The 25,129-nt window shown below is 72.6% G+C and carries 18 protein-coding genes; 13 read left to right on the forward strand and 5 right to left on the reverse strand.

All coding sequences use genetic code 11. The features are described 5' to 3' along the window. Positions 1 to 365: 365 nt before the first annotated feature. Positions 366 to 2,582 carry an MMPL family transporter gene (locus ABD978_RS19745; RefSeq protein WP_345356164.1) on the reverse strand — a complete coding sequence of 739 codons (2,217 nt, stop codon included), beginning with the start codon at positions 2,580 to 2,582 and terminating at the stop codon, positions 366 to 368. Between the two features lie 46 nt (positions 2,583 to 2,628). On the opposite strand from ABD978_RS19745, the gene ABD978_RS19750 reads away from it, so the two are divergent. From ABD978_RS19750 to ABD978_RS19775, 6 genes are all read left to right on the forward strand, one after another. Continuing rightward, entirely contained in the window at positions 2,629 to 3,330 is a 702-nt protein-coding gene (locus tag ABD978_RS19750; protein WP_345356167.1) for a response regulator transcription factor, read from the forward strand. Further along, positions 3,327 to 4,793: a sensor histidine kinase gene (locus ABD978_RS19755; protein WP_345356170.1), complete on the forward strand. Its 1,467-nt coding sequence runs from the start codon at positions 3,327 to 3,329 to the stop codon at positions 4,791 to 4,793. The genes ABD978_RS19750 and ABD978_RS19755 overlap by 4 nt, the downstream gene beginning before the upstream one ends. Beyond that, complete coding sequence (locus ABD978_RS19760; RefSeq protein ID WP_345356174.1) at positions 4,756 to 5,040, forward strand: hypothetical protein; 285 nt, start codon at positions 4,756 to 4,758, stop codon at positions 5,038 to 5,040. Before ABD978_RS19755 ends, ABD978_RS19760 begins: the two co-directional genes overlap by 38 nt. A 290-nt stretch (positions 5,041 to 5,330) precedes the next feature. Further along, complete coding sequence (locus tag ABD978_RS19765) at positions 5,331 to 5,993, forward strand: hypothetical protein (RefSeq protein ID WP_345356177.1); 663 nt, start codon at positions 5,331 to 5,333, stop codon at positions 5,991 to 5,993. Between the two features lie 43 nt (positions 5,994 to 6,036). Continuing rightward, a complete protein-coding gene (locus ABD978_RS19770) occupies positions 6,037 to 7,614 on the forward strand; it encodes a DNA polymerase Y family protein (RefSeq protein WP_345356180.1) in 1,578 nt (525 codons plus the stop codon). A 128-nt stretch (positions 7,615 to 7,742) separates the two neighbouring features. Next, positions 7,743 to 10,991 carry an error-prone DNA polymerase gene (locus tag ABD978_RS19775; protein ID WP_345356183.1) on the forward strand — a complete coding sequence of 1,083 codons (3,249 nt, stop codon included), beginning with the start codon at positions 7,743 to 7,745 and terminating at the stop codon, positions 10,989 to 10,991. 54 nt (positions 10,992 to 11,045) lie between these two features. Here ABD978_RS19775 and ABD978_RS19780 read toward each other — a convergent pair whose 3' ends face one another. Together ABD978_RS19780 and ABD978_RS19785 are read right to left on the reverse strand one after the other, a co-directional pair. Then, on the reverse strand, positions 11,046 to 13,907 hold the full coding sequence (locus ABD978_RS19780) for a type 1 periplasmic-binding domain-containing protein (protein WP_345356186.1): 2,862 nt from the start codon (positions 13,905 to 13,907) through the stop codon (positions 11,046 to 11,048). Positions 13,908 to 14,102: 195 nt separating this feature from the next. Beyond that, positions 14,103 to 15,170: a LacI family DNA-binding transcriptional regulator gene (locus ABD978_RS19785; RefSeq protein ID WP_345356189.1), complete on the reverse strand. Its 1,068-nt coding sequence runs from the start codon at positions 15,168 to 15,170 to the stop codon at positions 14,103 to 14,105. A 164-nt stretch (positions 15,171 to 15,334) separates the two neighbouring features. On the opposite strand from ABD978_RS19785, the gene ABD978_RS19790 reads away from it, so the two are divergent. The 5 genes from ABD978_RS19790 to ABD978_RS19810 all read left to right on the forward strand — a co-directional run bounded on the left by ABD978_RS19790 (position 15,335) and on the right by ABD978_RS19810 (position 19,975). Then, positions 15,335 to 16,351 (forward strand): sugar ABC transporter substrate-binding protein, encoded by a 1,017-nt coding sequence (locus ABD978_RS19790; protein ID WP_345356192.1) that lies wholly within the window; start codon positions 15,335 to 15,337, stop codon positions 16,349 to 16,351. Between the two features lie 4 nt (positions 16,352 to 16,355). After that, positions 16,356 to 17,366 (forward strand): ABC transporter permease, encoded by a 1,011-nt coding sequence (locus tag ABD978_RS19795; RefSeq protein WP_345356195.1) that lies wholly within the window; start codon positions 16,356 to 16,358, stop codon positions 17,364 to 17,366. Beyond that, entirely contained in the window at positions 17,363 to 18,172 is an 810-nt protein-coding gene (locus ABD978_RS19800; RefSeq protein ID WP_345356198.1) for an ATP-binding cassette domain-containing protein, read from the forward strand. The genes ABD978_RS19795 and ABD978_RS19800 overlap by 4 nt, the downstream gene beginning before the upstream one ends. Before the next feature lie 85 nt (positions 18,173 to 18,257). Further along, entirely contained in the window at positions 18,258 to 19,226 is a 969-nt protein-coding gene (locus ABD978_RS19805) for a carbohydrate kinase family protein (RefSeq protein ID WP_345356201.1), read from the forward strand. A gap of 83 nt (positions 19,227 to 19,309) precedes the next feature. After that, positions 19,310 to 19,975 (forward strand): aggregation-promoting factor C-terminal-like domain-containing protein, encoded by a 666-nt coding sequence (locus ABD978_RS19810; RefSeq protein ID WP_345356204.1) that lies wholly within the window; start codon positions 19,310 to 19,312, stop codon positions 19,973 to 19,975. Between the two features lie 12 nt (positions 19,976 to 19,987). Here the strand turns inward: ABD978_RS19810 and glpK (ABD978_RS19815) are convergent, their stop codons facing one another. Next, complete coding sequence (glpK, locus tag ABD978_RS19815; protein ID WP_345356207.1) at positions 19,988 to 21,499, reverse strand: glycerol kinase GlpK; 1,512 nt, start codon at positions 21,497 to 21,499, stop codon at positions 19,988 to 19,990. Positions 21,500 to 21,533: 34 nt separating this feature from the next. Continuing rightward, positions 21,534 to 22,301 carry an IclR family transcriptional regulator gene (locus tag ABD978_RS19820; protein ID WP_345356210.1) on the reverse strand — a complete coding sequence of 256 codons (768 nt, stop codon included), beginning with the start codon at positions 22,299 to 22,301 and terminating at the stop codon, positions 21,534 to 21,536. A gap of 297 nt (positions 22,302 to 22,598) precedes the next feature. Here ABD978_RS19820 and ABD978_RS19825 point away from each other — a divergent pair, with 297 nt between their 5' ends. After that, positions 22,599 to 23,423 (forward strand): MIP/aquaporin family protein, encoded by an 825-nt coding sequence (locus ABD978_RS19825; protein ID WP_345356213.1) that lies wholly within the window; start codon positions 22,599 to 22,601, stop codon positions 23,421 to 23,423. Positions 23,424 to 23,542: 119 nt separating this feature from the next. Beyond that, positions 23,543 to 25,060 carry a glycerol kinase GlpK gene (glpK, locus tag ABD978_RS19830; protein WP_345356216.1) on the forward strand — a complete coding sequence of 506 codons (1,518 nt, stop codon included), beginning with the start codon at positions 23,543 to 23,545 and terminating at the stop codon, positions 25,058 to 25,060. The last annotated feature ends 69 nt before the right edge of the window (positions 25,061 to 25,129 follow it).

Genomic DNA, 25,129 nt, shown 5'->3' on the forward strand with positions numbered 1-25,129 from the left:
GGTCCGCCCGCTGGGTGGGGCGTCGTTTCTGGTGGTGTCTACTCAGCGGAGAAAATTCTCCGCTGAGTAGACGCCGGTGGAAGCGGACGGGCGACCCGGGTGTGCGACCTGTGGAGATTGCCCTTTATCTCCTCGGGGTGGTCGTGCGGGGTCGTACCGGATGCTCGGGAAAGCCTCGCCCGTGGTGTCGATATGGGGGCTTTTGCCCTTGTCCTGGGCTGCGGTCGCCGAGCATTCGGTACACCGTGGGTGGCGGACCGGAGCCGTCCCGCGTGTCGGCTCGGCCGGCCGGGGTGACGAACCCGCCGCTATCGGGCAGTGATCAGACTGGTCTCCGTACTGCCACAAGATCCACCGGACAGGTCCTAAGGGCGGCCGGCCGGGACGGGGTCCGGTACCGGTTCCGGCGGGAGCCGGGCGGGACGGACCCGCAACGCCCAGGCGGCCCAGCGGGGCAGCCACCAGTTCCAGCGGCCGAACAGCGACACGAGGGCCGGCACCAGGAGCGCGCGGATGACCGTCGCGTCCAGGAGCACGCCGAGGCCGAGACCGGTCGCGAACACCTTCAGCTCCGTGATCGGCGCGGACGCCAGCGAGGCGAACGCCAGGAACAGGATGAGCGCCGCGCTCGTCACCAGCCGGCCGGTGCGGCCGATGCCCTCGACGACGGCGGTCCGCGTCGACCCGGTCCGGTCGTACTCCTCGCGCATCCGCGCCAGGATGAAGACCTCGTAGTCCATGGACAGTCCGTACAGGAACGCGAACACCATCACGGGGACGAACTCCGTGATCGAGCCGGTGGCGGCGATCCCCCAGATCGGCTTGGACCCGTAGCCGTCCTGCCAGACCAGGACCATGGCGCCGAGGATCGCGGCCAGCGACAGGAGGTTCAGCAGCACCGCCTTCAGGGGCAGCAGCAGCGACCGGAACGCCCGGGCGAGCAGCAGGAACGTCGCCACCGCGATCAGCGTCAGCATCAGCGGGAACGCCCCGTACACGGCCTTGGCGAAGTCGACGCCGACGGCCGCGGAGCCGCCGACCCCGACCCCGGCGGGCACGGCGGCGCGGACGCGCCGGACCGTGTCCTTCCCCGCGGCGGAGCCTCCCTCGGCGGCGGGCAGTACCGCGACCAGCGCGGTGCCATCGCGACGCCAGGCGGACGTGTCCGGAGCGACGGCGGTGACGACGCCGGGCAGCCGGGTGAGGCGCGCGGCCGTCGCCGCCGGGTCGCCGCCCCGGGGCACGAGGACGTCGATCGGGGTGAGGACGCCGGTCGGCACGCCGGAGTGGACGAGGGCGGCCCGGCCCTCGTACGCGGGCCCGGACGAGGCGAGGGCGTCGCTCTCCGGGTCGCCCAGGTGCAGGCCGAGGGCCGCGACCGCGAGGGCGACGAGGACCGCGCCGGAGGCGGCGACCGCGGCCCACCGGAACCGTACGACGCCCCGCGCCCAGGCGGACCAGCCGCGCCCGGCGCCGCCGCCCCTGCGCAGCCGGGGCCGGTCGATCCGCGATCCGAACCTCGCCAGCAGCACCGGCAGCAGGGTGAGCACGGCGACCACGCTGACGATCGGGATGATGATGCCGCCGTAGCCGACGCTGCGCAGGAACGGGACCGGCAGGACGACCATCGCGACCAGTCCGATGGCGACCGCCCCGCCGCTGAAGACGATCGCGCGCCCGGCGGTGGCCATCGCGCGGCGTACCGCCTCGTCGCCCTCGTGCCCGGCGGCCTGCTCCTCGCGCCATCGGGTCACCAGCAGCAGCGAGTAGTCGATCGCCACGCCCAGGCCGATCAGCGCGACGATGAACTGCACGATCACGCTCACGTCGGTGACCGTCGTGAGCCCGTACACCACGAGGAACGACGTGAGGATCGAGCACGCCGCGATCAGCAGCGGGACGAGGGCGAGCAGCGATCCGAAGACGAACGCCAGGACGGCCAGCGCGCCGAGTCCGCCGACCAGTGTCTCGGACAGGACGTCGGGGCCATGGCCCGATCCGCCGCCGCCGGACTGCAGCGGCTCCATCCCGGTGAGGCGCAGCGCCGCGCCCGGTGGAAGCGCCGCGCGCATCGCCGCCGTGACGGGCCCGGTCAGGTCCGGGGCGCGCATCCCGCCGCCCTGCCCGGCCGGCCCGTAGACGAGGCCGAAGGTCGTACGGGCGTCGCGGCCCACGAGGCGGCGGTCGCCGGTGTCGGCGTAGGAGACGGCGCGGCCGTGCACGGCCGTGGCGGCCACCGCGAACGCCCGGCCGATCCCCGCCCGGACGCCCGGCGAGTCGACGGTCCGCCCCGCGGGCAGGGTGATCACCGGGACGAGCGGGTCGCCGCGCCCGCCGGTGCCGTACGTCCTCGCGATGGCCGCGTTCGTCTCGTACGAGGGCTGTCCGGGAATGGCGTTCTGCGCGGTGAGCCGCCCGCCGATCTGCGACGTCGCGAGCACGCCCGCGACCGTGAGCGCGAGCCAGGCCAGCGTCACGGCGAGCTTGTGCCGCAGTACGAATCGGGAGAATCCTTCCATGCGGGCCAGCACAGCAGCCCGCTCTTCCAGCACCGTGTGCCTGTTCTGGGAGTTCTCTGTCACAGGGTTCTCACAGCGTTCTCACAGGGCGACGCGGGACACTGGCCCCGTGACCGACCGCCCCATCCGGGTCCTCGTCGTCGACGACGAGCCCTACCTCGCCGACCTGGTCGCGACCGCGCTGCGCTACGAGGGGTTCGAGTCCGCCGTGGCGGGCACGGGCGCCGAGGCCCTCGCCCGGGTCACGGCGTTGCGGCCGGACCTCATCGTGCTGGACGTGATGCTTCCGGACGGGTCCGGGCTCGACACCTGCCGGAGGCTGCGCCGCGAGGGGTGCGAGGCGCCGGTCGTCTTCCTGACGGCCCGCGACGCCACCGAGGACAAGATCGCCGGGCTGACGGTCGGCGGTGACGACTACGTGACCAAGCCGTTCAGCCTGGAGGAGCTCATCGCGCGGATCCGGGCCGTACTGCGCCGGACGAGCCGCCCCGGCGGAACCGACGCCGCGCGGCTCGGCTTCGCCGACCTGGAGATCGACGAGGACGCCTACGAGGTGTCCCGGGGCGGCGCGCCGCTGGAGCTCACGCCGACCGAGTTCAAGCTGCTGCGGTACCTCGTCGTCAACGCCGGGCGGGTGCTGTCCAAGCGGCAGATCCTCGACCACGTCTGGGACTACGACTTCGGCGGCAACGACGGCGTCGTCCAGACCTACATCAGCTACCTGCGCCGCAAGGTCGACACCGTGGACCCGCCGCTGATCCACACGGTGCCCCGCGTCGGATACGTCCTGCGCCTGCCCCGGCCGTCATGATGTCCCTGCGCAGACGCCTCGTCCTGACCCTGCTGGGCCTGCTCGCCGCCGGTCTGGCGGTCGCCGCGGCGGGCAGCTTCGCGACGCTGCGGGCGGACATCGTCCGCCGGACCGACCGGCAGCTGAACGCGGTCGGCAAGGCGATGGAGACGGCGATCGGTGACCGCAGCGGCCCCGGCGGCGCCCTCCCGGTCGGCCCGCACGGCGCGTGGCTGGCCCAGGTGCTGGCCGAAAGCGGCGCCGTCCCGTCCCTGATGCAGGTCCGCACGGCGGACGGCCGGGTCGTCCAGACGTTCGCCGCGCAGGACGCGCCACCGCTGCCGTCCCACGCCGCTCCCTCGGCCGGCACGGCGCGGAACCCCGACGGCGCGCGGATCCTCAAGATCGGCGACCTGCACCCGTGGCGGGTCCGCGTCTCCCGGCTGTCGAACGGGCAGATCCTGCTGATCGGCATCCCGACCCGGGACGCCGACAGCGCCATCCATCACCTGGCACGGGTCGAGGTGGTCGTCTCGATCATCGCGCTGGCCGCCGTCGGGCTGCTCGCGCGCCGGTCGATCCGCCGCGGCCTGCGCCCGCTGGAGGAGATCAGCGGCACGGCCCGCGCGATCGGCGCCGGCGACCTGTCCCGCCGCGTCGAACCCGCCGAACCGCGCACCGAGGTCGGACGCCTCGGCCAGGCGCTGAACGACATGCTCGGCCAGATCGAGACGGCCTTCCGCGAACGCGAGGCGTCCGAGGAGCGGCTCCGGCGGTTCATCGCCGACGCCTCCCACGAGCTGCGCACGCCGGTGGCGACGGTCCGCGGGTACGCGGAGCTGTTCCGCCGGGGCGCGGCCGACCGCCCGGACGACCTGGCCAAGACGATGGCCCGCATCGAGGCGGAGGCCGAACGGATGGGGGCCCTCGTCGACGAGCTGCTCCTCCTGGCCCGGATCGACCAGGGGCGCCCGCTCGACCGCGAACCGGTGGACCTGGCCCGGATCGCGGCGGAGGCCGTGGCCGGCACCCGCGCCGTGGAGCCGGGCCGGCCCATCGATCTGGAGGCGGCGGAGGGGGCCGTGGTGCTCGGCGACGCGATGCGCCTGCGCCAGGTCCTCGACAACCTGCTCGCCAACGTACGACGGCACACGCCCGCGGGCGCCCCCGCCACCGTGCGGATCGACGTCGCCGGCGGCCAGGTGGAGATCTCCGTGACCGACCACGGACCCGGGCTCGCCGAGGACCAGTGCCGGCGGGTCTTCGAACGCTTCTACCGGACCGACCACTCCCGCTCCCGCGAACACGGCGGGGCCGGCCTGGGCCTGTCCATCGTCGCCGCCGTCGCCGAGGCCCACGACGGCGCCGTCGGCGTCATCTCCGCGCCGGGCGAGGGCGCGACCTTCGTCGTCCGCCTCCCCCACGCCCCGAGCACCGCTCCTGCTGATGTTCGGCATCCCGACGGACCACGTCCCCTCCCCTGAGCCGCTCACCTCAGAAGAGGACGAACGCCTGCTGGTCGAGTTGAGCGCGGTCGCACGGGACACTCTGGCCGCCGCCACAGAAGCGGAACTGACCCAGGCGGCCCCCCTGTGGGCGGGCATCGAGGAGTTCCACCACGTCGCCTGGTTCGAGCCCGACGAGATGCGGCCCGTCATGGACGATCTCGTCGGGCTCGCCCGCCGGGCCCGTGACGCCGGCCAGATGATGTACTGCGCCGTCTGCGTGTGACACGCCCCGCCGCGCCGGGCATCAGAGGGGCGGTCACGGTGGCCCTTACCGAGCGTTTCGTACGGCCGCCCGCCGCCCACGGACGCCTCGCCGTACGCGGCCTCGCCGCACCACCCGCGAGCCTCCGGGAGGCGGGATCCGAAACCACAGGATCGCGGTCACGGCACCTGACGTATCCCTCGTGACCATGGCATCTAGGGCACTGGAATGTTCCGATCATGCAACCGGAACCGCCGTTGCACGTGACGATCGACTTGATTTCAGTCGAATGAATGTTCGATGATTAACGAGTGAGCGAGCTATCGTCGCAGGTCACAGCGGGCTTCCCGTCTCTGGCGGGCATGGGCCTGATCCCTGTCCTGCCTGCGCTGCGCGCGGTGATCCCCGGCGGCGGCCTGCGCCCCGGCACGGTCACCGGCGTGGACGGCTCGACCGCGCTGGCCCTCGCGCTGGCCGCCGGGCTCGGGGACCGCTGGTGCGCGGTCGTCGGCCTCCCGGAGGCGTACGTCCCGGCCGCCGCGGCGTTCGGCGGCGCGGACGGCGGCCTCGACCCGATGCGGGTCCTGCTCGTCGACGACCCGGGCCGGCGGTGGGCCGACGTGGTCGCCGCGCTGACCGACGGATGCGCGATGGTGATCGTACGACCGCCGGAAGAGCCTCCCGCGCCGGTCGCCCGGCGGCTGACCACGATCGCGCGCCGGAACGGCTGCGCGCTGGTCACGACCGGGCCGTGGGCGGGCGCGGCCCTGCGGCTACGCGTCGAGGCGAACCAGTGGTCCGGCGTCGGGGACGGCACCGGCCACCTGCGCGGACGCCGCGCGCTCGTGGCGCTCTCCGGGCGCGGCGCGGCCGCCCCCGGCCGCCGGGTCTGGCTGTGGCTACCGGGACCGGACGGCACCGTGACCGTCGCCGAGCACGAGGGACCGGCGCGCCTGGAGGCCGTGGCCGGATGAGGCACGCGCCACTCCCCGATGCACCGGCCCCGGCGGTGGATCGATGAGCGCGCCGCGGGTGCTCGTCGTGTGGTGCCCGGACTGGCCGGTCACCGCGGTGGGTCTGGACGCGAGCACGCCCGCGGCGGTGGTCGCCTCGGCCCGGGTCGAGGCGTGCTCGGCGGCGGCGCGCGCCGCCGGCGTACGCCGGGGGCAGCGGCTCCGCGACGCGCAGCGGCACTGCCCTGGGCTGGTGGTCCGCGACCGCGACCCCGACGCCGAGGGGCGGCTCTTCGAGACGGTCGCCGCCGCCGTCTCGACGATCACTCCCTGGGTCGAGGTCGTACGCCCCGGCGTCTGCGCCATCCCGGTGCGCGGCGCGGCCCGCTACCACGGCGGCACCGACCGGGAGGCGGCGGAGGAGTCGCTGCGGATCCACGTCCAGGACACGGTGGTCGAGCGCGGCTTCGACTGCGGCGTGGGCGTCGCGGACGGCCTGTTCGCCGCCGAACTCGCCGCCCGCACCTCGGACGGCGGCACGGTCGTGCCGCCGGGCGGGACGCCGGACTTCCTCGCGCCGTACCCGGTGACCGTCCTGGGCCGGCCGGAGCTCGCCGATCTGCTGCCCCGGCTCGGCATCCACACACTGGGCGCGTTCGCGGCACTCCCGGCCCGGCACGTCACGAGCCGCTTCGGCGCGGACGAGGTACGCGCGCACCGGCTGGCGCGGGGGCTGGACGCCCGGCCGCCCGCGCCCCGCCCGCCGCACACGGACCTGACGGTGACGACAGAGTTCGACCCGCCCGCCGCGGCGGCCGAACAAGTCGTCTTCGCCGCCAAGACACTCGCCGAGCGTCTGCACGAGGCGCTCGCCGCCGAGGCCCTGACCTGCGTACGGATCGGCGTCGAGGTGACGGACGCCCACGGCCGTACGCAGTCCCGGCTGTGGCGGCACGATGGGGGGGTGGCGGGGCGTAGCCACGGAGGTGAGAGGGGGGCGTTGTCCGCCCTCGCCGTCGCCGAACGGGTCCGCTGGCAGCTGTCGTCCTGGGAGGCCCCGCCCGATGAGGAGGGGGTCGGCGGCATCGTCCTCCTGAGGCTCCTGCCCGACCAGCTCGTCCCGGACGAGGGACGGCAGGAGGCGCTGTGGGGGCAGGTCACGGTCTCCGACCGCATCATGCGGGCGGCCGCGCGGGTCCAGGCCATGCTCGGCCACCAGGGGATCACCCGGCCGTACCCCGTGGGCGGCCGCGGGCCCGGCGAGCGCGTCGTCCGGGTACCCGTCGGCGACCTCCCGCCCGAACCCGCCGCCTCGGAGGGGCGGTGGCCCGGGCGGATCCCCGACCCGGCGCCGGCGGTGGTCCATCCCGACCCGCTGCCCGTCCGCGTGACCGGCGCCGACGGCGCGCCGGTCACGGTCAGCGCCCGCTGCGTGGTCTCCGCACCGCCCCACCAGATCGAGGTCGACGGGCGCGTCCTGCCGGTGACCGCGTGGGCGGGTCCGTGGCCGGCCCGGGAGCGCTGGTGGGACCCGGCGCGCTTCCGCCGCCGGGCGCGGTTCCAGGTCGTCACCGCCGACGGCGGCGCGCGCCTGCTCGTCGTCGAAGGCGGCCGCTGGTACATCGAGGCCGACTATGCCTGACCGACCGAGGCCAAGAGGTCCAGGCGCCACGGGCGGCGTACGCACCTCGAGACCGACCACGCCCGGCCCGTCGGAGCGAGGCTCAGGGGCGGTGCCCGCGTGGGCCGCCGGGAACGCGGAGGGCCGTCATGGGGTTCGATAATCCGCGGATCCCGTGGCGGGAGTTCGAGCGGCGGCTGTCCTGGGGCGTGTCCTCGCCCGCAGGTGAGGGCGCGGCGCCGGCGGAGCGGCCCGCGCCGCCCGTACGGCTGCCGTCGCGCGGAGGCGGCTGGGTGGAGCTGCACTGCCACTCGTCGTACAGCTTCCTCGACGGCGCCTCCGGCCCGGACGAGCTGGTCGAGGAGGCGGTCCGGCTCGGCGTCGAGGCCCTGGCGGTCACCGACCACGACGGCATGTACGGGGCCGTACGCCTCAAGGAGGCCGCCAAGGGGACCGGCGTGGGCACGATCTTCGGCGCGGAGCTGAGCCTGGACCTGCCCGCCGCCGCGGCGGGCGAGCCCGATCCGGGCTGCCGGCACCTGCTGGTGCTCGCCCGCGACGTCGAGGGGTACGGGCGGCTGAGCGCCGCGATCAGCCGCGCGCAGCTCGCCGGGGGCGAGAAGGGCCGTCCCGTCTACGACCTGGATGACCTGGCCGCCGCGCACGGCGGGCACTGGGTGATCCTCACCGGCTGCCGCAAGGGCGCGGTGCACGCGGGCGCGGACCCCGAGACGGAGCTGCGCGCGCTGACCGAGATGTTCGGGCGGGAGAACGTCTTCGCCGAGCTGATCGACCACGACCAGCCCCTCGACGACGCGCGCAACGACGCCCTGTACGACCTCGCCCGGCGGGTCGGCGTCGGCGTCGTGGCCTCGAACAACGTCCACTACGCCGCGCCGAGGGACGCCCCGCTCGCCGAGGCGCTCGCCGCCGTACGGGCCCGGCGCGGCCTGGACGACATGGACTCCTGGCTGCCCGCGACCGGCACCGCGCACCTGCGGTCGGCGGCGGAGATGGCGGCGCGGCTGGCCCGCTTCCCCGGCGTGCTGGAGCGGACGGTGGAACTGGGCCGCTCGTGCGTCTTCGACCTGGAGCTGGTCGCGCCGAACCTGCCGGACTGGCTCGTGCCTCCCGGCCATACCGAGGCGACCTGGCTGCGGCACCTCGTCGAGGAGGGGGCGCGCGAGCGGTACGGGACGCGGCGACGGGCGCCGCGGGCGTACCGGCAGATCGCGCGGGAGCTGAACGTCATCGAGCAGCTCGGCTTCCCCGGCTACTTCCTGATCGTGCACGAGATCGTGGAGTTCTGCCGGGACAACGACATCCTGTGCCAGGGCCGGGGGTCGGCGGTGAACTCCGCGGTCTGCTACGCACTGGGCATCACCGGCGTCGACCCCGTACGGCACAACCTGCTGTTCGAGCGGTTCCTGTCGCCCGGCCGTGACGGGCCGCCCGACATCGACCTGGACATCGAGAACCGCCGGCGCGAGGAGGTCATCCAGCACGTCTACGACAGGTACGGCCGTGACCGGGCCGCCCAGGTCGCCAACGTGATCACCTACCGGCCGCGGATGGCCGTCCGGGACGCCGCCCGCGCGCTCGGCTTCTCCCCCGGCCAGCAGGACGCCTGGTCCCGCCAACTCTCACCGCACGAACCACTGCCGCCGGACGGCATTCCGGAGGCGGTGACCGCGCTGGCCGATCGGATGCAGCGGCTCCCCCGGCATCTGGGCATCCACTCGGGCGGCATGGTCATCTGTGACCGGCCGATCGGCGAGGTGTGCCCGGTCGAGTGGGCGCGGATGCCGGGGCGCAGCGTGCTGCAGTGGGACAAGGACGACTGCGCCGCCGTCGGCCTGGTCAAGTTCGACCTGCTCGGCCTGGGCATGCTGGCGGCGCTGCACGACACGTTCGACCTGGTGGGCGAGTTCCACGAGCGGCGCTATGACCTGCACACGATCCCGCCGGACGACCTGGACGTGTACGCGATGCTGTGTGACGCCGACACGGTCGGGGTGTTCCAGGTCGAGTCCCGCGCGCAGATGGCGACGCTCCCCCGGCTCAAGCCCCGGACGTTCTACGACCTGGTGGTGGAGGTCGCGCTGATCCGGCCCGGCCCGATCCAGGGCGGTTCGGTCCACCCGTACCTGCGCCGCCGGAACGGGCACGAGCCGCCGGACCTGCCTCACCCGCTGATGCGCAACGCGCTGGAGCGCACGATGGGCGTGCCGCTGTTCCAGGAGCAGATGATGCAACTGGCCGTGGACTGCGCGGGGTTCACCCCGGCGGAGTCCGACGCGCTGCGGCAGGCGATGAGCGCCAAGCGCGCGCCCGAGCGCGTCGAGCGGCTCCGCGACCGGCTGCTGAGCGGCATGGCCGAACGCGGCATCCCCGCCGAGATCGCCGAGGAGGTGTACGACAAGATCCTCGGCTTCGCCAGCTTCGGGTTCCCCGAGTCGCACGCGCAGAGCTTCGCGCACATCGTGTACGCCAGCGCGTACCTGAAGCGGCACTACCCGGCGGCGTTCACCACCGGGCTGCTGCGCAACCAGCCGATGGGGTTCTACAGCCCGCAGACCCTGCTCGGCGACGCCCGCCGGCACGGTGTGCGGGTCCGCGGCGTGGACGTGAACGCCAGTTCCGACCAGGCGACGCTGGAGGCCCCGTACACGCCGGCCGGGGATCTCCCGCACGCGCCCGCGGAGCCGCAGCCCGCGATCCGCCTGGGCCTGTCGTCCGTACGGAACCTCGGCGAGGACGTCGCGAAGCGGATCGCCGCCGGCCGGCCGTACGCGGACCTGGAGGACCTGGTGCGCCGGGTGCCGATGTCGACGGCGGCGCTGGAGGCCCTGGCCACGGCCGGCGCGTTCGGCTGCTTCGGGCTCGGCCGCCGCGAGGCGCTGTGGGCGGCGGGCGCGCTGGCCCACACCCGCCCCGGCCACCTGCCCGGCACCGCGCCGGGCACCGCCGCCCCCGAGCTGCCGCCGATGACCATGGTCGAGCAGACCATCGCCGACCTGTGGGCCACCGGAACGGCCGAGCACCACCCGATGGCCCATGTCAGGGCCGCCCTCGACGAGCGCGGGGCCGTCCCCCTCAACGCGGTCAAGGACGTGCCCGGCGACACGAACATCCTGGTCGCCGGCGTCGTCACGCACCGGCAGCGCCCGGGGACCGCGAACGGCGTGATCTTCTTCAACCTCGAGGACGAGACCGGCATGCTCAACGTCCTGTGCCGCCCGCAGATCTGGGAGCGCCACCGCAACGTCGCCTTCCAGGCGCAGGCGCTGCTCGTCCACGGCCGCCTCGAACGCCAGGACGGCGCCACCAACCTCGTCGCCACCCGGTTGCAGCGGCTGCCCGTCGCCACGATGGCCCGCAGCCGCGACTTCCGGTGACCGCACCGGCCAGCCTCCTTTACGTTGTAGATCAAGAACGCCCAGGAGAATCTGTCAGCGGGTCGGCCGCCCCTCATCCGCGGGGCAGAGCGGCAGGTCGGCGACCTTACCGCCGCCGTTCATCCGTCCGCAGACCGGTTCGTATCTCGGGGTGCCCCCGGCGTCGACGGTGACCCGGACGAGGGTCAGTCCCCGGTTCCCCGGCCCGTTCAGGTCGTGATCGTCCTTGGTGAAGTCGACGGCACCGGTCGCCGCGTTGTCCCACCGGCGGGACCTGAGCTCCAGCAGGACGCTGCCCGACGTGATCGTCCGGCTGCCCGGGAGCAGTGATCCGCTCTTCGCCGGGACGGCGAGGGCGGTGAACGCCTGCTGCGCGGCCTGTGCCAGCACGGAGGTCGCGTCATAGGTCAGCGCCATCTGGCCGTCCGCCAGGAGCGCCTGGTTCTCCGCCCCCACACCGAGGTTGTTGCGGGCCAGGGTGAAGAAGGGCGTGAAACGGTCCCTGCCGCCGGCGGTGAGATTGCTGGGGTAGGTGGCGCTGGTGAAGTAGACCTTGATGCCCGGCGGCAGGATCACGTCGTGCTGCCCGCTGCCGAACCGTGCTCGCGCGACCTCGTCGCCGCCCAGCAGCGTCAGCGGTCGTTTCGTGCAACCGCCGTCGCCGAGGTTGTTGATCAGGTTGTAGATGTCCTCCGCGCGACCGGCGAAATAGATCAGATCGAAAGGGTCGCCGTCCGCTGCGGCGCAGGCGGTCCTGATCTGGCCGCCGATGTCGTCCGCGCCGCTGTAGCGGACGGTCGAGACGCGGGCCGAACGCAACTGCCGCTCGACATCGGCGGCCAGTTCGGCGCTGTACTGGTCCTTCGTCTCGCCGGGGTCCCGCGAGACGATCATCGCGTGCAGCGAGGACCGGCCGCCGAGCGCCTGGTGGGCCGCGTAGGACGCGAGGGACGCCTCGTCATGGTCCGTGGAGGCGAGCCCGTAGTAGTGGGGCAGTTGCGGGAGCCGGTCCGAGGAGTTGACGGTGCCGAGCACGGCCAGCCCGGCGTCGCTCAGTCGCGTTATCGCGGCCTGTGAGGCGTCGGTGTTGCGCTCCATGCCGACGACCCCGACCACCGTCGGGTCGCGCCGCGCCAGCGCGAGGATGGCGTCGCTCGCCTGCCGCGAGAAGTTCATGTCCTCACCGACGTTGACCGGCAGCAGCCGGATCTTCAGCCGGTTCCCGACCGCGCCGGGCTGACCGGTCCGGTTGTTGCCCACCTGGGCGAGGTAGGCCCCGGCCAGCGCGCGGATGCCGCTCACCACGCTCTGGTCGTTTCCCTCGGCCGCGGTGAGGATCCCGGCGTACAGCACCGTCACGTACGGCTGGCGCAACCGCGTGATCGTCTTGTTCTCGCGGTCGATCCGGCTCTCCAGGTCGGCGAGGCTGAACCTGCCCTGGGAGAGGGCCAGGTCCGCGGTCTCGCGCGGCGGCATGCGGTTGCCGTCGACACCGATGCTGGTCACCCCGCGTTCGAAGCGGACTCCCCTGGTCGCGATGCCGACGCACTCCCGGCTGCCCTCCGGATCGACGAGCAGCCGCGAGTCGGTGTTGGCGGCGAAGGGGAACCCGACCTCGCAGTACCTCGTGGCCAGTCGATGGTGCAGGTACGGCACTCCGACCGCCGCCACCAGGAGGGCCACGATGAGGGATCGCGCGGACCACGCCCACGTCCAGCGGGGCCGGTGCCGCACCGGCAGCGGAGCGGGCGGGTTACGGCCCGGCCGCCTGGCCGGGATCGGCAGCCGCAGCACCCAGGGCAGCGCCACCTGCTGGCTGGGCGCCTGCGCGATTCCCAGGGACGCCTCCCAGTCGTCGTAACGGTCGTCGATGGAGACGTCGATGTCGTGCTGCGGAGGCGCCAGATCGTCGAGTTCGTGGCGGTGCACGTGGTCGACCGAGGCGATCACCAGCAGCGGGTGCAGTTCGCTGCGGCGGCTGCGGATGTCGCTCATCGCCGACAGCAGCTCGATCCCGCCGTTGTCCTTCGTGATGCCCTTGAGGAGGACGACGGGCGGCCCGGGACGCTTGAACCCCCGCAGATTCGGCGACAGCCTCTTGTGCGCCGCCCGCACGTCCTCCAGGAACGCGAAGCACTTCAGTTGCAGCCGGAACTCGTCGGCTCCGCGTTTGGCGGTCATCCGGCCGAGCACTCGTTTGAGCCGCCCGTCGAACCCCTCCCCGCCGAGCACGCTGAAGAAGGACGAGGTGGCGAACCACCGGTACCGGCTGCCGAATCCCACTCTGGTGAGGATCGCCAGCCAGGACCGCGGCCGCAGGAGTACGACGAGGAATGCCAGCAGGACCACCAGCAGGGCCGCGCCGATGAGCAGGGTCGGAAGCGTCACCTTGTCGGCCAGCCCCTGCATGAAACCACCCAGCATCGCCGTCGCGGTGACGCCGACCACCGACCACCACCAGACCGGCGCCCTGCCCGGTCGTAAGGCGGGAGAGAAAGAGGCCGCGGCGGTGTTCCACTCGTCGGCGGGGCTGGTGTCGTTCGCCTCGGCGCGTGCGATGGCCTGTTCGAGTGACTTGACCAGATCCGAACGGGGGAACTTGAGCCGCCCGAACTCACGGCGGAGCGATCGCCAGGCGCCGGGTTCGGACATTTTGTCGAGAAGACGGAGGTCGGCGTCTTCCGCGGCGGGTTCAAGTCCGGGACTGATATGCGGTATGCGCGCCTCGAAGGCCGCCTGTTCCAGCGCGTCGATGTAGGCGCCGACGTCGGCCTGCGGGTCCGCGGACTCGAGGGCGACCACCGGGAACGGCCTGCCGGTCAGACGCCAGGGACTCAAAGTCGTCAATGAGTCGAACAGCGCGAGAAGCCGACGTCCCTCCTCGGTGTTGAGCACATATCCTTCCGTGGCGTCCATGCCCATTGGGCGGCCTTGCGGAACCATGCGCCCAAGCCTAGGCAGTGAAAGCCCACCAGGAACTCCTATTGGCCTTTCCTGGCCCTTTATCCAAAGAAAGCGGGACCGGCAGGCCGATGATCACGAATGCCGCGCGCCGGCCGCCACCTTTACAAGGTAGATCGAATCTTCGTTCCGGGACCCGGCCCGCCGCCCTCAGCGGCCGGGCGGGATCTCGCCCGAGCCGCGGGGGATGTAGGTCGTCGGCACGACGACGTGCCGGGCGGGCCGGCGGTCGGGGTCGCCGATGCGGCCGAGGAGGAGCCGCGCGGCGATGAGGCCGATCTCGGCGGGGTCCTGGGCGACGACCGAGACGCCGGGGCACAGCATGTCGGCGAGCGGGAAGTCGTCGAAGCCGATCAGCGCGACGCGGTCCTGCAGGCCGAGGCGCTGCAGGGCCCGGACGGCGCCGATGGTCAGGAGGTTCTGCGCGGCGAAGACGGCCGTCGGCGGTTCGTCCGCGCCGAGGATCTCGCGGATCGCGCGCTCGGCGGCGTCGGCGCTGCGGATCTCCCGGCGGACGAACCGCTCGTCGACCGCCGCCCCCGTGCCGGCGTGCGCCTCGAGGTAGCCCGCGTGGCGTTCCCGCGCGGTCCAGATCGACGCCATGTCACCGAGGAACGCGACGCGCCGGTGACCGAGGTCGAGCAGGCGCCGGACGGCGGCGCGGGCGCCCTCCCGGTTGTCGACGGTGACGGTGTCGACCTGGTCGAGTTCGACGAGGCGGTCCACGCAGACGATGGGCGTGCCCTGCCGCCGCACGGCCGCCAACTCGGCGTCGGCGCCGCCGGTGGGGACCACGATCAGGCCGTCGACCTGGCGCAGGGTGAACGTGTCGATGAGCTCCCGCTCGCGCTCGGGCTGCTCGTCGCTGCTGCCGGTCAGCACGAGCACGCTCTCCGCGCGGGCCGCGTCCCCGACGGCGCGGTGCAGGAGCGAGGAGAACGGGTTGGCGACGTCCTCGAGGACCAGGGCGATCGTCCCGGTCCGCCGGTCGGCGCGGCGCAGGCTGCTGGCCGTGACGTCGTGCCGGTAACCGAGGTCGCGGGCCGCGCCGTTGACGCGTTCGACCAGGTCGGCCGCCACCCCGGGCTTGCCATTGATCACGCGTGAGACGGTCGCGAGCCCGACGCCCGCCCGGTCGGCGACGTCGCGCATCGTGACCCTGCCGCGCCGCCGCTCATCGCCCGGAAGCCGCTGCTCATCGCCCGGAATCGGTGCCACCGGTCCTCCCCCCTCACGCCCCCGGTCGATTGTGCCCGCAGCTCTGGACAGACCGTACGCCCGGGTCTTACATTCGCGGAAACGTTTCCTGGAAACGTTTCCGCACCTCGGGGCAACAGCTCGGTCACCTGCCGTGGCGTGTCCATGGCGGGGTTGGAGGAAGCATGAAGCGTGACGTCTGGGCATCGAACCGCCGCCGTACCGCCGCGATCGTCGCCGTCGCGGCCCTGTCGCTGACGGCGGCCGGCTGCGGCAAGGGCGCGAAGGGCTCCGGCTCCGGCGGTGAGGTCACCGTCGGCCTCATCACCAAGACCGACACCAACCCGTTCTTCGTCAAGATGAAAGAGGGCGCGCAGAAGGAGGCCCAGGCCAAGGGCGTCAAGCTGATGACCGCGGCCGGGAAGTTCGACGGCGACAACGCCAGCCAGGTCACGGCCATGGAGAACATGGTCGCGGCGGGCGTCAAGGGCATCCTGATCGTCCCCAGCGACACCAAGGCCATCGTGCCCAGCATCCAGAAGGCGCGCGCGAAGGGCATCGAGGTGATCGCGCTCGACACGCCCACCGACCCGCAGAACGCGTCCGACGCGCTGTTCGCCACCAACAACCTCAACGCCGGCATCCTGATCGGCAGGTACGCCAAGGCGGCCTTCGGCGCCAAGCCGGCGAAGATCGCCATGCTCGACCTGAATCCGGGCATCACGGTCGGAGTCCTGCGGCACGACGGGTTCCTGCAGGGCTTCGGCGTCAAGGACGGCGATCCGAGCGTCGTCTGCGCGCAGAACACCCAGGGCGACCAGGCCAAGGGCCAGACCGCGATGGAGAACTGCCTGCAGAAGGCGCCCGACATCAACCTCGTCTACACGATCAACGAGCCGGCGGCGCTCGGCGCGTACACCGCACTCAAGGCGGCCGGCAAGGAGAAGAACGTCATGATCGTGTCGGTCGACGGCGGCTGCACCGGCGTCAGGGCCGTGCAGTCCGGGCAGATCGCGGCCACCTCGCAGCAGTACCCGCTGAAGATGGCCACGCAGGGCGTCGACGCGATCGTCGGCTTCGCCGAGAACGGCAAGAAGGCGAGCGGCTACACCGACACCGGCGTCAACCTGATCACGAACAAGGCGCAGCCGGGCGTGGACTCCAAGGACGTCCAGTTCGGCCTGGCCAACTGCTGGGGCTGAGCCGATGTCGACCGTCACCGCGACCGACCGCACCGAGGCCGAAGGCGGGCGCGGCCTGCCGGCCCGCGCCGCGCGGCTCCTCACTCTCCCGGCGGTGGGCCCGCTCGTCGCCCTCCTGCTGGCCTGCGGCTACTTCTCCATCCGCACCGACCGGTTCCTCACCGGCGCGAACCTCTCGCTGATCGTCCAGCAGGTCATGGTGGTCGGCGCCCTCGCCGTCGGCCAGACGATCGTCATCCTGACCGCCGGCATCGACCTGTCCAACGGGGCGGTGATGGCGCTCGGCACGATCTTCATGACCAAGCTCGCCGTCGGCGGCGGAGTGCCGGGCGGCTGGGCGATCCTCATCGGCGTCGCCGTGTGCACGGCGTTCGGCGCGCTGAACGGCACGCTGGTCACGATGGCGAAGCTGCCGCCGTTCATCGTGACGCTGGGCACCTGGAACATCGCCTTCGCCCTCACCCACGTCTACTCGAACGAGCAGACGATCACCGGGCTGCCCACATCGCTGACCTTCCTCGGCCGGACGTTCCCCCTCGGGAACACCGACGTCACGTACGGCTCGGTGGTCATGCTGGCGCTGTTCGCGGTCGCCTGGTACGTCCTGCGCCAGACGGCGGCCGGCCGGCACGTGTACGCGGTCGGCGACAACCGCGAGGCCGCCCGCCTGACCGGCATCCCGGACCGCCGCCTGCTGCTCACCGTCTACACCGTCGCCGGGGCGATCTACGGCCTCGCCGGGCTCCTGCTGATCGGGCGTACGTCCGTCGGCGACCCGCAGGCCGGGCAGACGGACAACCTCGACAGCATCACCGCGGTGGTGCTGGGCGGCGTCAGCCTGTTCGGCGGGCGGGGCAGCATCATCGGCGCGCTGTGCGGCGCGCTGATCGTCGGTGTGATCCGCAACGGCCTGCAGCTGACCGGGGTCCCGTCCATCTACCAGGTCCTCATCACCGGCATCCTGGTCATCCTCGCGGTGAGCGTCGACCAGCTGGCCCGAAGGAGGCGGGCGTGAACGAGAACGCAGAGGGCGCGCGGCCGGTGCTGGAGGCACGCGGTCTGGTCAAGCGGTACGGCCACGTCACCGCGCTGGCGGGCGCGGACTTCGAGCTCCGGCCCGGCGAGATCCTGGCCGTGATCGGCGACAACGGCGCGGGGAAGTCCAGCCTGATCAAGGCGCTGTCCGGCGCGCTCATCCCGGACGAGGGCCGGATCCTGCTCGACGGCCGGCCGGTGCGCTTCCACAGCCCGGCGGACGCCCGGCGGGCCGGAATCGAGACGGTGTACCAGGATCTGGCGGTGGCGCCGGCGCTGGACATCGCGAGCAACATGTTCCTCGGGCGGGAGGTGCGGCGTAAGGGCGTTCTCGGCCGGGTGTTCCGGCTGCTGGACCACAAGGCGATGCAGGCCGAGGCGGGCGGCCACATGCAGGACCTGAAGATCGGCATCACGTCGACGAAGCAGGCGGTGGAGACGTTGTCGGGCGGGCAGCGGCAGGGCGTCGCGGTCGCGCGCAGCGCGGCGTTCGCCCGGCACGTCGTCATCATGGACGAGCCGACGGCCGCGCTCGGCGTCAAGGAGTCGGGCATGGTGCTGGAGCTGATCCGGCAGGTCCGGGACCGCGGCCTGCCGGTCATCCTGATCAGCCACGACATGCCCGCGGTCTTCGAGGTCGCCGACCGGATCCACATCCAGCGCCTGGGCCGGCGGGTGGCCGTCGTACGCCCCGCGGAGACGGACATGGCCGAGGCGGTTGCCATCATGACGGGAGCGGCGCCGGGCAACCTGGACGGCGCCGCGAACGATAACGAAACGACCTGACCGGCCCGCGGCTCGGCAGAATGTCCAACCGGCCCGTCCGGGCGGACGACCTGACCGGCCCGCCGGTCCGAACCGAGGAGAGTGTGTGCGGATCCCTGACGCCCGCGTCGTCGCGGTCGCCGGTGAAGCGATCATCGATCTCGTCGCCGAGAAGCCCGGCGGCCCGTACCTCGCGCTGCCCGGCGGCAGTCCGGCGAACGTGGCCGTCGGGCTCGCCCGGCTGGGCGCGCCGACCCGGATGATCGCCCGGATCGGCGCGGATCCGTTCGGCCGGACCCTCCGGGACCACCTCGTACGGAACGGCGTCGGCACCGGCGCGGTGGCGCCCGCCGCGGAGCCCTCATCGGTGGCGTTCGTGCACCACGAGGGAGGCGGGCCGCCGTCGTACGATCTGCGGCTCGCGGGAACCGCCGACTGGCAGTGGACCGCCGGGGAGCTGGCCGGCGTACCGCTCGGCGACGTCGCCGCCCTCCACGTCGGCTCCCTCGCCATGGTGCTGCCGCCGGGGGCCGAGGCGCTGGCCGGTCTCGTCCGCCGGGCGCGGGAGACGGCGACGATCAGCTACGACCCGAACTGCCGCCCGGACGTCATGTCCGCCGTACCGGACGCCCGGTCCCGCGTCGAGGCGCTCCTCCGTACGGCGGACATCGTCAAGATCAGCGACGCGGACCTGGAGTGGCTGCGGCCCGGCGCCGACCCGCGGCGGTTCGCGGCCGGGCTGGTCGAGGGGACCGGCGCCGTGGTGATCGTGACCCTGGGCGCGGCGGGCGCGCTGGTCGCCGCGCCCCGCCTGGCGCCGCTCCAGCTGCCGGCGCGCACGGTGGAGGTCGTCGACACGGTCGGCGCGGGCGACTCGTACATGAGCGCCGTCCTCGCCGGCCTGTACGACCGCGGGCTGCTCGGCGCCGAGCGCCGCGCCGCCCTCCGGGCCGCCCCGGGGTCGGTGTTCACCGAGGTGTGCGCCGAGGCGGCGCGGGCCGCCGCGATCACGTGCGGGCGGCGGGGCGCCGACCCGCCCACGCGCGCGGAGCTCGTGGCGTCTCCCGAGATCTGACCCTCCGCTCCGTCACAGATGTCACAGCCGAATATGTGGACAAACGGGGCCACCACTGTCGCGACTGGTGCAAGCTAGAATCCATGCCCCGCACCCCCCAACGCCCGGCGGGTTCACGCGCGCTGCGGATCCTCCGGCGTACGCTCGGCAGTACCGGCGTGATCATGACGCTCGTCGTCGTGGTCGCGGTCGTCGTCGTCGCCAACTTCGACTTCGGCAAGGGCAAGCCGCCCGGCGGCGCCGCGGCGGACGTCTCCACCAACGACCTCGCGCGGTCCCTCGAGGGCTACACGATGGACCCGATGATGGCCCAGGCCCAGGCGACCGCGCGGGAGCGCGCCTACAAGGCGCAGCTCGCCGCCGAGCGCGACGCGCGCAAGCGCGCCGCGGCGGAGCGGAAGCGCCGGGAGTGGGAGGCGTTCGTGAAGAAGATGAGCCACGACCCCAGCGCCGCGGACAACCAGAAGTACGCCAAGAAGATGAACGCCCTGAAGGGCTGGGGCCGGTGCTGGCCGTCGCTGCTCACGATGTGGAACCACGAGAGCGGCTGGAACGAGCACGCCGAGAACCCGAGCAGCGGCGCCTACGGCATCGCGCAGGCGCTGCCCGGCTCGAAGATGGGCTCGGTCGCGCCGGACTGGCGGACCAACGCGATCACCCAGATCACCTGGGGCCTGACCTACATCGGCTCCCGCTACGGCGACCCCTGCCGGGCCTGGGGCTGGTGGCAGGCCCACCACTGGTACTGACGGCCCGCCCGGTCACCGGCCGCCGGGTTTGATCCAGTCGAAGGTGCGCTCGACGGCCCGCCGCCAGTTGTCGTACTCGGTCTCGCGGCGGTCGTCGTCCATGCTCGGCAGCCACTGCGCGGCCCGGTGCCAGTTGCGGCGCAGCCCCTCCAGATCCGCCCAGTAGCCGACGGCGAGCCCGGCGGCGTACGCGGCGCCGAGGGAGACCGTCTCGGCTGCCATCGGGCGGATGACCGGGACGTCGAGGACGTCCGAGATGAATTGCATGAGCAGGTTGTCGGCGGTCATGCCGCCATCGACCTTCAGCGCCTTCAGCGCGAGCCCGGAGTCGGCGTTCATCGCGTCGACGACCTCGCGGGTCTGCCAGCCGGTCGCCTCCAGGACGGCGCGGGCCAGGTGCCCCTTGGTGATGTAGGACGTGAGCCCGACGATGATGCCGCGCGCCTCGCTGCGCCAGTACGGCGCGAACAGCCCGGAGAACGCCGGCACGATGTAACAGCCGCCGTTGTCCTCGACGGTGCGGGCGAGAGTCTCGATCTCCGGGGCGCTGGCGATCAGCCCGAGCCCGTCGCGGAACCACTGGACGAGCGCGCCGGTGATGGCGATCGAGCCTTCGAGGGCGTACACCGCCCGCTCGTCGGCGATCTGGTAGCCGACGGTCGTGAGCAGCCCGTGCTCGGAGCGGACGGGTTCGGTGCCGGTGTTGAGGAGCAGGAAGCTGCCCGTGCCGTACGTGCACTTGGCCTCGCCGGGGGCGAAGCAGGTCTGGCCGAACAGCGCGGCCTGCTGGTCGCCGAGCGCCGCGGCGATGCGCACGCCGGGCAGCACGCGCGTCGCGCGGCCGTACGTCTCGGTGGAGGGGCGGATCTCCGGCAGCATCGCGCGCGGCACGTCGAAGAACGCCAGCAGGTCGTCGTCCCAGGCCAGCGTGGTGAGGTTCATCAGGAGCGTGCGGCTGGCGTTGGTGACGTCCGTGACGTGCAGGCCGCCGGCCGGACCGCCGGTGAGGTTCCAGATCAGCCAGCTCTCGATCGTGCCGAACAGCACGTCGCCGCGTTCGGCCCGCTCGCGAAGGCCCGGCGTGTTGTCGAGGAGCCAGCGGACCCGGGGCGCGGAGAAGTAGTTGGCCAGGGGCAGGCCGCACCGCTCGCGAATCATGTCGGCCTCCGGGCGGGCGTTCAGCTCGCCGACGAGGGCGTCGGTGCGGGTGTCCTGCCAGACGACGGCGCGACCGACGGGCCGGCCGGTGTGCCGGTCCCACAGCACGGAGGTCTCGCGCTGGTTGGCGATCCCGAGGGCGGCCACCTGGTCCGAGGTGACCCCGGCCTGGACGAGGGCCTCCGGGGCGATCCGCTCGAGGTTCCGCCAGATCTCCATCGCGTCGTGCTCGACCCAGCCGGGACGCGGGAAGTGCTGCTTGTGCTCCCGCTGGGTGACCGAGACCAGCCGCCCCCCATGGTCGAACAGGATGCAGCGCGTCGACGTCGTGCCCTGATCAACGGACATCACATAGCGCTCTACCATCGTGTCCTGCCGTTCCGGGCCCCGCGGGCGGTGCTCACCAGCGGGAGGCCCCAAGATCTCGGGAGACGGCGCGCGCGGCGTCGCGCACGTACGTCACCAGCGGCGGTTTGGGTCGGCCCCTCGGATCGCACAGCCGCTCGACGGCCCCCGAGATGCCCATCGCGCCGACGACCAGGCCCCCCTGACCGCGAATCGGCGCGGCCACGGCGGCCTCCCCGACCGTGAACTCCTCCACCTCGGACGCCCACCCCATCTCCCGGATCTGGGCCAGCGCCCGGCCGAGCTCACGGGGTTGGGTGATCGTCCGCCGGCAGAAGGGCTCGAGGCCGGTCTCCTGCGCCACCGCGGCGGCGCCGGCGTCGAAGGCGAGCAGCACCTTGCCCAGCGCGGTGGCGTGCGCCGGGAGGAGTGCGCCGACGTCGAGGGCCTGCAGGGTGTCGTCGGGCCGGAAGACATGGTGCACGACGAGGACCCTGCCGTCCAGAGGGGTGCCGATCCGGACCGCCTCGCCGCTGCGGGCGGCGAGGGCGTCGGCCCAGTTGATCGCGCGCGACCGCAGCTCGTTGACGTCCAGATAGCTCGTGCCGAGGTGGAGCAGTGCCGCGCCGAGCTGGTACTTGCCGGTCTCCTCGTCCTGCTCGATGAAGCCGACCCCCTGCAGGGTCCGGAGGATCCCGTGCGCGGTGGCGCGGGCCAGCCCCAGAGAGGCGGCGATCTCGCTCACTCCGAGGCGGCCGGAACCGCGGGCGAGCAGCCGGAGGATGGCGGCGGCTCGCTCGATCGACTGGACCGGACCTGGCACTCCGCCATGCTAGTCCAAGTCGGCACCTATTCGACAATGTCGGCACCTGTGACGCTCATGAGGGCGCGGTTGACCGTGATACACCCGTGATCCGGAGTGTTCTGTGAGGTAGATCACCACTTCAGGCCCCTTATTAGAATTAGCGGGTGGCCGGTGTTCGACAATGTCGGCAGGTGTCTGTTGACCGGGTCTACCGTGCGACTTAGCGTCCCCCCAGTCGTGAGGGGGCTCACAGTCTCCTCGCGGACGGTGTCTCACGGTGTCCCCGAGCCGGGACATCGCCCCCTAGGAGGAGACGTGGCAGAGCGACTCAAGCTCCCCGGACTGGCCGGTGAACTGGCCGCCGAATTCGCGGGAACCCTGGTGCTCATCCTGTTCGGCGTGGGCGTGGTGGCCCAGGTCGTGGCCGGCGGGATCGGCAACCACGACAGCATCGCCTGGGCCTGGGGCCTCGGCGTCACGCTCGGCGTGTACGTCGCGGGCCGGATCAGCGGCGCGCACCTGAATCCCGCCGTGACCGTCGCGCTGGCGGTGTTCAAGGGATTCTCCTGGCGCAAGGTCCTGCCGTACTCGCTGGCCCAGCTGGTCGGCGCGTTCGTCGCGGCGCTGATCGTGCGCTGGAACTACAGCGAGGTGCTGGCCAAGATCGACCCCGGCCACACCATCAAGACCCAGGGCGTCTTCTCGACCCTGCCCGGCAATGGCGCGCTGCCCGTGCACACGGGCGGAGCGCTCCGCGACCAGATCATCGGCACCGCCATCCTCCTCTTCCTGATCCTCGCCGTCACCGACCTGCGCAACTCCTCCCCCGCCGCCAACCTCGCGCCGTTCATCGTCGGCCTGATCGTCGTGGCGATCGGCATGGCGTGGGGCACCGACGCGGGGTACGCGATCAACCCGGCGCGTGACCTCGGACCGCGGCTGGCCTCGTTCTTCACCGGATACGGCACCGCCTTCCGCGACCAGTACGGCGGGCTGTACTTCTGGGTGCCCATCGTCGGCCCGGTCATCGGCGGGGTCATCGGCGCGGGCCTCTATCAGGTGTGCATCGGGCGGTTCCTGCCGGCCGAGGAGCAGGAGCCCGGCCACGTCCCCACCGAATCCGAGCTCGAGAAGCTCTGACCGGGGCCGGCAAGGCCTGATCGGTTTCCCCCCGCGCGGAACGATCCGCGTGACCCGTCCGGCCGGACGCCCCCACGTCCGGCCGGACGGCCTGAGACGAACGTCTAGAAAGGCGAGACATGGCCGATTTCGTCGGAGCGGTTGACCAGGGTACGACGAGCACCCGCTTCATGATCTTCGACCACAGCGGCAACGAGGTGGCGAAGCACCAGCTCGAGCACGAGCAGATCCTGCCGAACCCCGGGTGGGTGGAGCACAACCCGACCGAGATCTGGGAGCGCACCCGGGCGGTCATCGAGACCGCCATGGGCAAGGCGAACCTCGAGGCGAGCGACCTGGCCGCGCTCGGCATCACCAACCAGCGCGAGACGACGGTCGTGTGGAACCGCCGCACCGGGCGCCCGTACTACAACGCGATCGTCTGGCAGGACACCCGGACCGACCGCATCGCCTCGGCGCTCGACCGCGACGGGCGCGGCGACGTCATCCGGAAGAAGGCCGGGCTGCCGCCCGCCACGTACTTCTCCGGCGGCAAGATCCAGTGGATCCTGGAGAACGTCGACGGCGTGCGCGAGGCCGCCGAGGCCGGAGACGCCATCTTCGGCAACACCGACACCTGGCTGCTGTGGAACCTCACCGGCGGCGTCGACGGCGGCGTGCACGTCACCGACCCGACCAACGCCAGCCGCACCATGCTGATGAACCTGGAGACGCTGGACTGGGACGACGAGCTGCTGTCCTTCTTCAAGATCCCGCGCCAGATGCTGCCGCAGATCCGGCCCTCCTCCAACCCGGACTTCTACGGCATGACGCGCGCGTCCGGCCCGCTCGGCGGTGAGATCCCGCTGTCCGGCGACCTCGGCGACCAGCAGGCCGCCACGGTGGGCCAGGTCTGCTTCGCCCCCGGCGAGGCCAAGAACACCTACGGCACCGGCAACTTCCTCCTCCTCAACACCGGTACCGAGGTGGTCCGGTCCAAGAACGGCCTGCTCACCACGGTCTGCTACCAGCTCGGCGACGAGCGGCCGGTGTACGCGCTCGAGGGGTCGATCGCGGTGACCGGATCGGCCGTGCAGTGGCTGCGCGACCAGCTCGGCATCATCTCCGGCGCCTCGGAGAGCGAGTCGCTGGCCCGGCAGGTCGAGGACAACGGCGGCGTCTACTTCGTCCCCGCCTTCTCCGGGCTGTTCGCGCCGTACTGGCGGTCCGACGCGCGCGGCGCCATCGTCGGCCTGTCCCGGTACAACACGAACGCGCACCTGGCCCGCGCCACCTTGGAGTCGATCTGCTACCAGACCCGCGACGTCGTCGAGGCGATGCGGCAGGACTCCGGCGTCGCGCTCGACGTGCTGCGCGTCGACGGCGGCATCACCGCGAACCGCCTGTGCATGGAGCTGCAGGCCGACATCCTCGGCGTGCCGGTCTCCAAGCCGGTCGTCGCGGAGACCACGGCGCTCGGCGCCGCGTACGCCGCCGGCCTCGCGGTCGGGTTCTGGGGCTCGACCGACGAACTGCGGCAGAACTGGAACGAGGACGAGCGCTGGGAGCCCCGCTGGGACGACGAGCAGCGCGAGAAGGGTTACGCCGGCTGGAAGAAGGCCGTCTCCCGGACCCTCGACTGGGTCGACGTCGACTAGCCCCCTTCCCCCTGCGGCGGGCGGAGCGGTGCGCCGTTCCCCTGAGGCACCGCCCGCCCGCCGCCCGAC

The organism is Actinoallomurus liliacearum (assembly GCF_039542035.1).
GTDB classification, from domain to species: Bacteria; Actinomycetota; Actinomycetes; order Streptosporangiales; family Streptosporangiaceae; genus Actinoallomurus; species Actinoallomurus liliacearum.

Coding starts and splice junctions, on each gene's coding strand:
- ABD978_RS19755 (WP_345356170.1), top strand. CDS start 3,327: ATGATGTCCCTGCGCAGACGCCTCGTCCTGACCCTGCTGGGCCTGCTC.
- ABD978_RS19760 (WP_345356174.1), top strand. CDS start 4,756: ATGTTCGGCATCCCGACGGACCACGTCCCCTCCCCTGAGCCGCTCACC.
- ABD978_RS19770 (WP_345356180.1), top strand. CDS start 6,037: ATGAGCGCGCCGCGGGTGCTCGTCGTGTGGTGCCCGGACTGGCCGGTC.
- ABD978_RS19775 (WP_345356183.1), top strand. CDS start 7,743: ATGGGGTTCGATAATCCGCGGATCCCGTGGCGGGAGTTCGAGCGGCGG.
- ABD978_RS19780 (WP_345356186.1), bottom strand. CDS start 13,907: ATGGACGCCACGGAAGGATATGTGCTCAACACCGAGGAGGGACGTCGG.
- ABD978_RS19790 (WP_345356192.1), top strand. CDS start 15,335: ATGAAGCGTGACGTCTGGGCATCGAACCGCCGCCGTACCGCCGCGATC.
- ABD978_RS19795 (WP_345356195.1), top strand. CDS start 16,356: ATGTCGACCGTCACCGCGACCGACCGCACCGAGGCCGAAGGCGGGCGC.
- ABD978_RS19810 (WP_345356204.1), top strand. CDS start 19,310: ATGCCCCGCACCCCCCAACGCCCGGCGGGTTCACGCGCGCTGCGGATC.
- glpK (WP_345356207.1), bottom strand. CDS start 21,499: ATGGTAGAGCGCTATGTGATGTCCGTTGATCAGGGCACGACGTCGACG.
- glpK (WP_345356216.1), top strand. CDS start 23,543: ATGGCCGATTTCGTCGGAGCGGTTGACCAGGGTACGACGAGCACCCGC.